Raw genomic sequence first — 11902 nt, forward strand, 5'->3', positions numbered from 1 at the left:
TGAAAGGAGTGAGGGATTCTGTGAAAACAAAAATAGGTTGCCTTACGGCAATTTTGCTTTTGTCGGGGTGCGCCAAAGACCCGCAAACGGCGAGCAATATTTCAGGCAGTGGCACAACGCGCGGCGGTTGGTTAAAACCCCCTCCGCAGGCACCGGTAAACCGCACAGGCACCCCGGTTGCTTATAACGATTACATTCGTCAGGCCGCCAGCAACTACGGCGTCGACGAAACGCTGATTAAAGCGATTATTCAGGTGGAGTCCGGGTTTAACCCGAACGTGGTCAGCACCTCGAACGCAGTGGGATTGATGCAGCTGAAGGCTTCTACCGCCGGCCGCGACGCCTATCGCATGAAAGGACGAAGCGGGCAACCCAGCTCGCGTGAGCTGAAGGATCCGGCGGTCAATATTGATCTGGGAACGGCCTATATCAATATTCTTCAAAGCCAGCAGCTAGCCGGGATCAACAACCCACAGACTTTGCGTTACGCCACCATCGTTTCGTATGTGAACGGGGCGGGCGCCATGTTGCGCACTTTCTCCTCGGACAAGCGCGTGGCGGTTAATCGCATCAATCAGATGAGTCCGGATGAGTTTTATCAGCACATCCAGAAAAAGCACCCGGCACCGCAGGCGCCGCGCTATTTATGGAAAGTGACCACCGCTTATCAGGCGATGTCGCAGTAATCCCATCCTTTGAATCGGCCGCCGAACGCGGCCGATTTTGTTTTCGGCGTCAGTTTTTAGCGCGACCCGCCTCTCATTTTTCGTTATTTCCTCATCGCTTATCAGAAAAACCGCACAAAAAGTTAAATTTACGTTAGCAGATAAATCTTTACGTTCATTCAATAAGTTACCGGTAACATTTTTGCTTTTGCTCGCATTCTGACCTTCAATAAATAGACAAATAAGTAACAAATTATTTTAAAAACCCGTATCGATCGCAAGGTTGCGGTTAAATAGTTGTGACTATCTTTGGATGGAATGTGACATGTCGAATCATAAAACCAACAATTCGCGGCGCGATTTCTTGTTGAAATCGATGACCTTAATTCCTGCGGCGGTAATTGGTGGCAGCGGCGTTGGCGCGCTGACGGCTCCAGCACCAGCGGTCGCTGCCTCGAACACTTCAACGCAGAACGATTACCAACCGACCTTTTTCACCCCGGAAGAGTGGGCCTTCATCAAGGCCGCCGTCGCGCGCCTGATCCCGGCCGACGAACGCGGCCCTGGCGCGCTGGAAGCCGGCGTGCCGGAGTTTATCGATCGCCAGATGAACACGCCGTACGCCACCGGTTCCATCTGGTACATGCAGGGGCCGTTCAACCCCGATGTGCCGAAGGAAATGGGCTACCAGCTGCCGCTGGTGCCCAAGCAAATCTACAACCTCGGCATCGCAGACGCCGACGCCTACAGCAAGAAAACCGCCGGCAAGCCTTTCGCCGAACTGGATGGCGCGCAGCAAGACGCCCTGCTGCAAAAGTTTGAGTCCGGCGAGGCGGAGTTCCAGCAACTGCCGTCGAAACTGTTCTTCTCCTATCTGCTGCAAAACACCCGTGAAGGTTTCTTCAGCGATCCGATCCATGGCGGCAACAAAGACATGGTTGGCTGGAAGCTGATTAATTTTCCGGGCGCGCGCGCCGATTTTATGGACTGGGTTGAGCGAGGGGAGCGTTATCCCTTCCCGCCGGTCTCGATTCGTGGGGAGAGGGGCTAACCATGGCAACGGTAATGAAAAAAGTAGACGCGGTGATCGTCGGCTTCGGCTGGGTGGGCGCGATCATGGCCAAAGAGCTGACCGAGGCCGGCCTCAACGTGGTGGCGCTGGAGCGCGGCCCGATGCGCGACACCTACCCGGACGGGTCTTATCCGCAGGTGATCGACGAGCTGACCTATAACATTCGACGCAAGCTGTTCCAGGATCTGTCGAAAAGCACCGTCACCATTCGCCACAACAGCAGCCAGACCGCGGTGCCTTACCGCCAGCTGGCGGCGTTCCTGCCGGGCACCGGCGTCGGCGGCGCCGGTCTGCACTGGTCGGGCGTACATTTCCGCGTCGATCCGATTGAACTGCGCATGCGCAGCCATTATGAAGAACGCTACGGCAAAAACTTCATTCCGAAGGACATGACCATCCAGGACTTCGGCGTGACCTACGACGAGCTGGAACCGTTCTTCGACAAAGCGGAGAAAGTGTTCGGCACTTCCGGCACCGCCTGGACCATCAAAGGGCAGAAAGTGGCGCAGAAGGGCGGTAACCGCTTTGCGCCGGATCGCTCCGACGACTTCCCGCTGCCGGCGCAGAAAAACACCTACTCCGCCCAGCTGTTCGAGAAAGCGGCGCTGGAGGTGGGTTACCACCCTTACAACCTGCCGTCCGCCAACACCTCGGACTCTTACACCAACCCGTACGGCGCGCAGATGGGCCCATGCAACTTCTGCGGTTTCTGCAGCGGCTACGCCTGCTACATGTATTCCAAAGCCTCGCCGAACGTCAACATCTTGCCGGCGCTGCGCATGGAGAAACGCTTCGAGCTGCGCACCAACGCCAACGTGCTGAAGGTCAACCTGACCGATGACAAGTCCCGCGCCACCGGCGTGAACTACGTCGATGCGCAGGGCCGTGAGATTGAACAGCCGGCCGACCTGGTGATCCTGGGCGCGTTCCAGTTCCACAACGTGCACCTGATGCTGCTGTCCGGCATCGGCAAGCCTTACGATCCGGTGACCGGCGAAGGCGTGGTCGGGCGCAACTTCGCCTACCAGAACATGACCACCATCAAGGCGTTCTTTGATAAAGACGTCTTCACCAACCCGTTCATCGGCGCCGGCGGCAACGGCGTGGGCGTGGATGACTTCAACGCCGACAACTTCGATCACGCCAAAGAAGGCTTCGTCGGCGGTTCGCCGTTCTGGGTCAACCAGGCGGGCACCAAGCCGATCTCCGGCCTGCCGACCCCGCCGGGTACCCCGGCCTGGGGCAGCAAGTGGAAAGCGGCGGTGGCGGATGCCTACACCCACCACGTCTCGATGGATGCCCACGGCGCGCACCAGTCGTACCGCAACAACTATCTGGATCTCGATCCCAACTACAAGAACGTGTTCGGCCAGCCGCTGCTGCGCATGACGTTCGACTGGCAGGAAAACGACATCAAGATGGCGCAGTTCATGTACGACAAGATGGCGCCGATCGCCAAGGCGATGAACCCGAAACTGATCGCCGGCAGCCCGAAAAACGCCAACAGCCACTTCGATACCACCAGCTACCAGACTACCCACATGAACGGCGGTGCGGTGATGGGGGAAGATCCGAAGACCAGCGCGGTCAACCGCTATCTGCAGAGCTGGGATGTGCACAACGTGTTCTCGATCGGCGCATCTGCCTTCCCGCAAGGGCTGGGCTACAACCCGACCGGCACCGTGGCGGCGCTGGCTTATTGGTCTGCCCGCGCCATTCGCGAGCAGTATCTGAAAAACCCAGGCCCATTGGTGCAGGCATAAGGACGGCGAACGATGAAAGCATTTGTACCGGCACTGGTTCTCAGTGCAGTGAGTTTCTCCGTTTGGGCGCAGGACGCCACCGTCAGCAGCGAGCTGATCAAGCGCGGCGAGTACCTGGCGCGCGCCGGTGACTGCGTGGCCTGCCATACCGATGGCAAGAACGGCAAGACCTTCGCCGGCGGCCTGGCGATGGAGACGCCGATCGGCACCATCTACTCGACCAACATTACGCCGGACAAGAAAACCGGCATCGGCGATTACAGCTTCGAGGATTTCGACAACGCGGTGCGTAAGGGCGTAGCCAAAAACGGCAGCACCCTGTACCCGGCGATGCCGTACCCGTCGTTCGCGCTGGTGAAAGAGGACGACATGCGTGCCATGTATGCCTATTTCATGCACGGCGTGCAGCCGGTGGAGCAGGCCAACAAGGACTCCGACATCCCGTGGCCGCTGTCGATGCGCTGGCCGCTGAGCATCTGGCGCGGCATGTTTGCGCCGTCGCCGGCGGACTTCGTCGCTGACGCCAAGGCCGATCCGGTGATTGAGCGCGGCCGCTACCTGGTGGAAGGCCTGGGCCACTGCGGCGCCTGCCATACCCCGCGCAGCATCACCATGCAGGAGAAAGCGTTGAGCAACAGCGAAAGCGACGACTACCTGTCCGGGAGCAACGCGCCGATCGATGGGTGGGTGGCTTCCAGCCTGCGCGGCGACCGCAAGGACGGCCTGGGCAGCTGGAGCGAAGCCGAGCTGACCGAGTTCCTGAAAACCGGCCGTAACGACAAAGCCATCGTGTTCGGCGGCATGAGCGACGTCGTGGAGCACAGCCTGCAATACCTGAGCGACGACGATCTGACCGCCATCGCGCGCTACCTGAAATCGCTGCCGCCGAAAGACGGCAAGCAGCAGGCGGCGCCGGTCGAAGACAGCGTGGCCAAGGATCTGTGGCGCGGGAATGACAGCAAGCCCGGCGCGGCCCTGTATGTTGATAACTGCGCGGCCTGCCACCGCACCGACGGCGTGGGCTACAAGCGCGCCTTCCCGTCGCTGAAGGGCAATCCGGTGGTGCAGACCGAGGACGCGACCTCGCTGATCCATATCGTGCTGACCGGCAACACCACGCCGGCGGTGCAGGGCGCGGTGTCCAACATCACCATGCCGCCGTTTGGCTGGCGTTTGAACGATCAGCAGGTGGCGGACGTGGTGAACTTCATCCGCTCCAGCTGGGGCAACAGCGCCAAACCGGTGAGCGCCTCCGACGTGGCCGACGTGCGTAAAGACCGATCGATGATCCGCGATGAGAAGGAGATGGGCAGCGCCGAGGTGCCGGACCATCCGGACGCGAAGAAGTAAACCGTTTAAGGGCTCCGCAAGGGGCCCTTAGTTTTTACTATCATTCACTATTTTTTTATCAGTAAAACAATGGTTAACTTTTTCCGTTATAAATAAAATTCTCTCAACTTCTTTTTTACTTAGTCCGTATTTCCAGCTTGGTTTTCTCTTGATTATACTTAACAGTGAGACCAAGTCGGTTCTGTTTTCCAACAAGGTTTTGCTGTTTTTTTCTAATTCATTTTGATATAAAATATTCCATTCCGATTTGGTGTTGACTTCATCTTCCAGTGCGCTGATTTTACCTCTATAAATTGCACCACTCTGATTTGCGTACGTCATGTCCTTACTTTCTTGCATTGCAATAAGTAGCTCACTTCTTGCTTGGACTTCTGAGTGTTGTAATTCTTCTAATTTCTCCTGTAGATTGGTTATCTCGGTGAGCAGGTTCTGCCTTTGCTTCTTCAAATCTTCAATGTTTGCTATCTTTGTTGTCGCTTCATGATGTTTATTGGCAAGCGTTAACTTCTTATCTGCTGCGTATTCATCTGCGAAACTTTTTGCGTCACTATCTGCTTTCTTTATAATTATCTCTGCTTTATATGTGATTAGTCTGAAAGCCGCAAGAATAAATGGCATGGTAATAGCCATTGCAATTCCGAATGCAACAGGATATCCAACTCCAGAATATATGGGAAATGAATGAATTACGGTTGATATTTTAAATTCTGCAGGTTTATTGCTGAATATAAGATAGTAAAACCAAGACCAGTTATAAGCAAGAAATGATATGGATATATATCCTAAAGGACCACTCATGCGTTCTTTGGCTACATTTATAGCCTCATTTAACGTGTCATTCATGCTATCTCCTTATTAGATGTAATGCTTTTTATTCTGCTTATCTATGTGTTTCAGTTCTATTAATATATTAATCTAAGGATGTTGTTGCAGGAAGTTTTTGTTAGGTGCATTTTCTTAGAAACTAAATCACTTTTTTACATGTCACCATCTCCTTGGTTACATCATAAGTAAGGGATGTTTATAGATTTCATCATCAGTTTTTTGGTTATAAATCGTCCGTTCAGCCGATAAAACATAGACCCGCAGCGGATTTTTCATTATCCTTTGCCGTCCTTTCATCAGGCGTAAGTATGAAATATCGCTTTAATTCACTGATTATTATTAAAAAACTCGCGGAGAAGGATATCCCGTTAGGCGCAATCGTTGTCGCCGCAGATTAAGGTAGACTGTCTCATGAGTACGATTTCTCCCGATTCAGGCACGCTGACGGCCGCTCAGACTGCCAAATGGAACAAAACCGACACCGTCTGGATGTTCGGTCTCTATGCGACTGCGGTGGGCGCAGGTACGTTGTTCTTGCCGATCAACGCCGGCCTGAACGGCCCGCTGGTGCTGCTGTTGATGGCGCTGTTCGCTTTCCCGCTGACCTATTTGCCGCACCGCGCGCTCAGCCGCTTCGTGCTTTCCGGCTCCAGCCGCGACGGTAACATTCACGATGTGGTGGTGGAACACTTCGGCGTGCTGGCCGGCAAAATCATCATGGTGCTGTATCTGATGGCGTTCTTCCCGATCGTGCTGGTGTACAGCATTTCGATCACCAACGCGCTGGACAGCTTCCTGATCCATCAGTTTCACGTGGCGCCGCTGCCGCGCCTGTGGCTGAGCCTGGCCGTGGTGGTGGTGCTCAATCTGGTGCTGCTGCGCGGCAAAGACAGCATCGTGGCGGCGATGGGCATGCTGGTGTTCCCACTGCTGGTGTTCCTGATGGGCATTTCGCTCTATCTGATGCCGAGCTGGAATACCGCCAACTTCGTGCATGGCCTGGCCGCCACCCGCTTCGACACGCCGGGGTTGTGGCATTCTCTGTGGCTGGCCGTGCCGGTGATGGTGTTTTCCTTCAGTCATGCGCCGATCATCTCTTCCTTCGCCTCGACCCAGAAGAGCCTGTACGGCGACAAGGCGGAACGCCGCTGTGCGCGCATCATGCGCTACAGCTATGTGCTGATCTGCGTTACCGTGCTGTTCTTCGTGTTCAGCTGCGTGCTGAGCCTGTCTCATGAAGACATGCTGCAGGCGAAAGAGCAGAACATCACGGTGCTGACCACGCTGGCCAACAAGTTCTCCAACCCGCTGATCGCCTACCTTGGCCCGGTGATGGCGATGCTGGCGATGGCCAAATCCTATCTCGGCACCTCGCTGGGGGTGACGGAAGGGGCGACCAGCCTGATCGACGGCGTCACGCGCGCGGTCGGCAAGCCGCTCAGCTCGCGCATGACGCACCGTATCTCGGCGGTGTCGCTGTTCCTGCTCACCTGGGCGGCGACGGTGTGGAACCCCAGCGCGCTGCATATCATCGAAACCATCAGCGGCCCGCTGATTGCGGCGATCCTGTTCATCCTGCCGATGTACGCCGTGCGTGCGGTGCCGGCCATGCGCCAATATCGCGCGGCGAGCAACGTCTTCGTGCTGGTGATGGGGCTGATCGCGCTCTCGGCGCTAATCTACGGCCTGATGTGATCCCCTGGGCGCGCCGGCTCCGGCGCGCCTCTTATCCTTCCTTTACACATCCCTTTGCAATTAATCGTCGGCATGCCGGGCGTTATCTTTGATAATGCAAGCCATTCTCATTAGTATTTCCTGAATGTATTCATGACTAAGGAGTCTTTCGTGCACCGTCGAATCACTTTGCCGGCGCTGGTTTGCGCCGCCTTACTCGCCTCTCCGGCGATGGCCACTACCTATCCGTTGACCCTGACCGACACCTCCGGCCAGACGGTCACCCTCCCGCAGGAGCCGAAACGCATCGTGGTGCAGGACGGGCGCGACATTCTTACGCTGGCGCTGCTCGATCGCGCCAACCCGTTCGGCCGGCTGGTGGCCTGGAATAACCTGCTGAAGAAAAGCGACGCGGCGACCTGGGAAATCTTGCAGAGCAAATGGCCGGCGGCGAAAAACATCATCGACATGGGATTCAGCGATAAAGGCGAAGTGAATCTGGAGAGCGTGATCGCCAAGCGGCCCGATCTGATGATCGCCCAGCTGCGCTCCAAACCTTCCCTGAGCCAAACCGGCGTGCTGGATAAGCTGAAGGCGCTGAACGTGCCGGTGTTGTTTATCGATACCATGCTCAAGCCGGTGGAAAACACGCCGAAAAGCGTGACGCTGTTGGGGGAAACCCTCAACCGCGAAAGCGAAGCCAAGCAATATACCGATTATTATCAGCAGCATTATCAGGCCATTCTGGCCAAAACGCAGGCGGTGGAACCCAAACCGTTGGTGTTCTTCGAAGCCAAGGCCGGTCTGAATGGCCTGGAATCCTGCTGCTTCACCCATGCGCACGTCGGCTGGGGCGCGTTGGTCGAAGCGGTCGGCGCGCGCAACATCGGTTCTGCGCTGCTGCCGGGTGCGACCGGCGACGTGGCGCTGGAAAAAGTGATCAGCATGAAACCGGATGCCTACATCGTTTCCGGCTCGCAGTGGGCCAGCAAGACCAACGCCGCGGTGCCGTTCGGCTATGGCGTGACGCAGCAGCAGGTGGATGAGGCCTTCAACCGCATGAAGCAGCGCCCGGGGTTCTCGCAGGTGTCGGCGGTGAAGGAAGGGCGGTTCTACGGCATCTACCATAACTTCTACAACCACCCGTACAACATCGTCGGGCTGGAGTATCTGGCGAAGTTTATCTATCCGGCGCAGTTCCCGGATTTGGATCCGGCCAAGACCTACAGCGAGATCCTCAGTCGCTTTACCGAAGTGCCGGAAGGCAAGGGCATTTTGGGCGCGCAGGCGCCAGCGGGGAAATAACGGCAACGGGCGCGATGTCGCGCCCGTTTTTCATGGTCAGGCGGCGGCCGGTGTATAGGTGGAGATGATCTCCAGCACGCCGTTGATGATGAACTGAACGCCCATGCACACCAGCAGGAACCCCATCAGGCGCGAGATCGCCTCGATGCCGCTTTTCCCGACCAACCGCATGATGGCGCCGGAACTGAGCAGGCAGGCCCACAGGATCACCGCGACCGTCAGGAAGATGGCGACCGGCGCCACGGCCAACACCCAGGGTTCAAAGCCCAGCGAGTTCGCTTTGACGCTCGACGCCGAGCTGATGATCATCGCGATGGTGCCCGGCCCGGCGGTGCTCGGCATGGCCAGCGGCACGAAGGCGATGTTGGCCGACGTCTTGTGGCGCAGCTCGTGCGACTTGCTCTCCACCTCCGGCGCGTCTTCGGGGCTCTGCTGCGGGAACAGCATGCGAAAACCGATGAAGGCGACGATCAGGCCGCCGGCGATGCGCAGGCCGGGGATCGAAATGCCGAAGGTGTTCATCACCACCTGCCCGGCGTAAAACGCCACCGTCATGATGCAGAACACATAAACCGAGGCCATCAGCGACTGCTGATTACGCTCTTCGCGCGTCATATTGCCGGACAACCCGAGCAGCAACGCCACCGTGGTCAGCGGGTTGGCCAGCGGCAACAGCAGCACCAAACCCAGTCCGATGGCCTGGAATAACTGCAAAATACCCGTCATAAAATAGACTCCCTGTGCAACGTTCAAGCCGCCAAACGGCGGCCCATGAGCTGAACAGCCTAGCCTGCCGTACGCCTGGCGGCAATGGGGATAGCTCGTAACGTTAATTAACCGTCGGCCCGGGCGTTCAGCGTCGCCGGCCGGCGAGCTCAGGTTCATCCTCACACCCCAGCGGCGCCTCGTTGACCGCAATCGCGCGCGGCACCGAACGTGCGCCAAAATGCACCAGCCCATATAACGTCGCCAATGCCGCGCACGCCACGATGAGGGCTGCGAGTAACCGGTTCATGTTGTGCGCTAAGACCTTGTTCATTGGTGGATAGCGTAAGAATAGTGACGCTAAGGCGGTCTGTCAGCGTAGCGCCGCTGAAAGTAAACGCACGTCTGAAGTCATTATCATTAATTATTTTTAACTGTTTTCACCCTTTAACCGCCTGATTGATGAAGCGAGTCTATAATGGTAAGGCTTTCTGGCATTTCTTTATAATCGAAAACTTAAAAGGAGTTTTACTATGGAAGTGGCAAAAGAATGGGTAGCGGCGAAAAAAATCTCCTGGGGCAGCGTCATCGGCGGCGTGATCACCGTATTGGCTGTTTCACTGTTGCTGTCGACGTTAGGCACCAGTCTTGGATTCTCCATCGTGGATCCGACATCAGACGATCCGATAAACGGCGCCGGTACCACCGTAGTGATTTGGTCCGCTGTTTCAATCATTATTAGTTTGGCTGCCGGCGCTTTTATTGCCGGGCGTTTGGCTGCTAATGACGGACTTATTCATGGCTTCCTGGTATGGGCGACGTCACTGATTGTGGCGGCGGTGCTGGGTGGGATGCTGGTCGGGTCTGCCGTGAAGGCGACCGGCAATGCGCTGGGCGCTATCGCTTCGACCTCCGGCAGCTTGCTCTCCGGCGCCGGTTCAGCGATTGGCAAAGGGGCATCCGGATTGGCGGACGCCGGCGGTAAAGTGTTTGACAAGTTGGGCATTGACACAACCTTGGAACCTGAACAGCTGCAAGGCGATGTGGTTACGGCGCTCAAAAAAAGCGGTATCCCGTCATTGCAGCCTGAATTCATGCAACAGCAGTTGAATGCGGCCAAAACTGATTTGGCGGACGCAGTAAAAGCTCTGGCACTTCAGCCTGACAATAGCGACGCCATTATTAATCAACTGGTCGCCAAGCTTAAAAAACAGGGTGAGGCCATCTCGCAAGATGTGGATCAAGACGCCCTGAAAAAGGCCTTGGCGGAAAATACCGATATGACGCCGCAGGAAGTGGACCAGACGGTGAAGAATTTGGTCGAAGCCAAAAATAAAACTGCGCAGCTGGTTAATCAGCGTTTGGATGACGCCGAAGCAAAAATCAATCAGGCAAAACAGGAGTATGTGGAGCTGAAACAGAAGGCGCGCGAACAGGCTGCCGCTGCTGCGGACGAATTGTCGCGGGCCGCATTGTGGTCGTTCTTTGCGCTGTTGATTGGCGCAGTGGTCAGTGCGTTGGCCGGCTTGTGGGGCGTTAACACCAATGTCCGCCGTATCGCGGTATCACCTGCGCAGGCGTAATCTTCAGGCTCCTTTGCGCGTCTCGATGATATAGGGATGAGAGCCTGGAATACTGACGACGATGAAGTGACTGCCAGGAAAGACTGGCCTTACCCCGGCCCAGGTGCCGGGGTTTTTTATTGTTTCGGCGTAATTAACGACCACCTTTCGTGCGGCGCAGGGCATTAGGCATCAATTGCCACGATCCCTGAGAACAGGTGGATACCATAGATGCGCTGTAAATAATAATGAGTGTGATTATGAAACAAGAACTGCATATTTTACTGGGGAAAATCGGCGCATTCGCGCTTTCCGCCGCCTTCATGGCGGCATTGGTCGGCCTGGTGTTTATCGATGTGCACTGGCTGCATAACTTCGTGCATGAAACCTCGTTGACCGAAGCGGCGCAGGAGCTGTTGCTGCTCGCCATCTCCGGCGGTTTCTTCGCCGCGGCTCGGCGACAGGCCGAGCGTCGTTCCGCCTGGCTGCTGGTTGGCGGCTTCTTTCTCTGCATGCTGATCCGCGAGATGGACTTCGCTTTCGATGCGTTGTGGCACGGCGCCTGGGTGTGGTTCGCGCTGGCGGTCGCCTTGGCCTGTCTGTGGCATGCCGCAAGGCATATTGCGGCTACGGCGCGCGGCCTGGTCTATATCGTGTCGCACCCCGGCTACGGCATGATGTGCGCCGGCCTGCTGTGTATCCTGGTGTTTTCACGCCTGTTCGGCATGAGCGCGCTGTGGCAAACGCTGATGCTGGACGGTTACAACCGGGTGGTGAAAAACATGGTGGAAGAGGGATGCGAACTGCTGGGCTACGGCCTGTGCCTGCTAGCCACCCTTAGCTATCTGAAAGGCGTGTTTGCGCCGGATAGAGCGAAAGCGTGAGGGCGGCGGCGCTTTATTTATCCGGAACAATTTTAGTGATACTATTCGCTTAGCCGAATGCGGCTGAGAAGGTATGCGTTCCATTCTGTATACCCAG

10 protein-coding genes are annotated in these 11902 nt (G+C 56.5%); 8 read left to right on the top strand and 2 right to left on the bottom strand.

Annotated features, from left to right (window positions below; all coding sequences use genetic code 11):
* The first annotated feature begins 20 nt into the window (after positions 1-20).
* The 4 genes from ACJ8IP_RS02355 to ACJ8IP_RS02370 all read left to right on the top strand — a co-directional run bounded on the left by ACJ8IP_RS02355 (position 21) and on the right by ACJ8IP_RS02370 (position 4850).
* Positions 21-686, top strand: a complete 666-nt coding sequence (locus ACJ8IP_RS02355) for a transglycosylase SLT domain-containing protein (RefSeq protein WP_004931439.1) — start codon at positions 21-23, stop codon at positions 684-686.
* Positions 687-990: 304 nt separating this feature from the next.
* Positions 991-1716, top strand: a complete 726-nt coding sequence (locus ACJ8IP_RS02360) for a gluconate 2-dehydrogenase subunit 3 family protein (protein WP_033652465.1) — start codon at positions 991-993, stop codon at positions 1714-1716.
* 2 nt (positions 1717-1718) lie between these two features.
* Complete coding sequence (locus ACJ8IP_RS02365; protein WP_004931432.1) at positions 1719-3500, top strand: GMC family oxidoreductase; 1782 nt, start codon at positions 1719-1721, stop codon at positions 3498-3500.
* 12 nt (positions 3501-3512) lie between these two features.
* Complete coding sequence (locus ACJ8IP_RS02370; RefSeq protein ID WP_033642870.1) at positions 3513-4850, top strand: c-type cytochrome; 1338 nt, start codon at positions 3513-3515, stop codon at positions 4848-4850.
* A 27-nt stretch (positions 4851-4877) separates the two neighbouring features.
* Here the strand turns inward: ACJ8IP_RS02370 and ACJ8IP_RS02375 are convergent, their stop codons facing one another.
* Positions 4878-5693, bottom strand: a complete 816-nt coding sequence (locus ACJ8IP_RS02375) for a hypothetical protein (protein ID WP_154231733.1) — start codon at positions 5691-5693, stop codon at positions 4878-4880.
* Between the two features lie 393 nt (positions 5694-6086).
* Between ACJ8IP_RS02375 and ACJ8IP_RS02380 the strand changes: the two genes are divergently transcribed.
* Positions 6087-7370, top strand: a complete 1284-nt coding sequence (locus ACJ8IP_RS02380) for an HAAAP family serine/threonine permease (protein WP_089191618.1) — start codon at positions 6087-6089, stop codon at positions 7368-7370.
* A 150-nt stretch (positions 7371-7520) separates the two neighbouring features.
* Positions 7521-8654, top strand: a complete 1134-nt coding sequence (locus ACJ8IP_RS02385; RefSeq protein WP_116286382.1) for an ABC transporter substrate-binding protein — start codon at positions 7521-7523, stop codon at positions 8652-8654.
* A gap of 36 nt (positions 8655-8690) precedes the next feature.
* On the opposite strand, the gene ACJ8IP_RS02390 is transcribed toward ACJ8IP_RS02385, so the two are convergent.
* On the bottom strand, positions 8691-9380 hold the full coding sequence (locus ACJ8IP_RS02390) for a MarC family NAAT transporter (RefSeq protein WP_033652461.1): 690 nt from the start codon (positions 9378-9380) through the stop codon (positions 8691-8693).
* A gap of 512 nt (positions 9381-9892) precedes the next feature.
* Between ACJ8IP_RS02390 and ACJ8IP_RS02395 the strand changes: the two genes are divergently transcribed.
* Entirely contained in the window at positions 9893-10942 is a 1050-nt protein-coding gene (locus ACJ8IP_RS02395) for a YrzE family protein (protein WP_033642876.1), read from the top strand.
* A gap of 239 nt (positions 10943-11181) precedes the next feature.
* Positions 11182-11805: a hypothetical protein gene (locus tag ACJ8IP_RS02400; protein WP_047576017.1), complete on the top strand. Its 624-nt coding sequence runs from the start codon at positions 11182-11184 to the stop codon at positions 11803-11805.
* Positions 11806-11902 lie beyond the last annotated feature (97 nt).

The organism is Serratia sp. CY52157, assembly GCF_052168495.1.
Lineage (GTDB): Bacteria > Pseudomonadota > Gammaproteobacteria > Enterobacterales > Enterobacteriaceae > Serratia > Serratia ureilytica.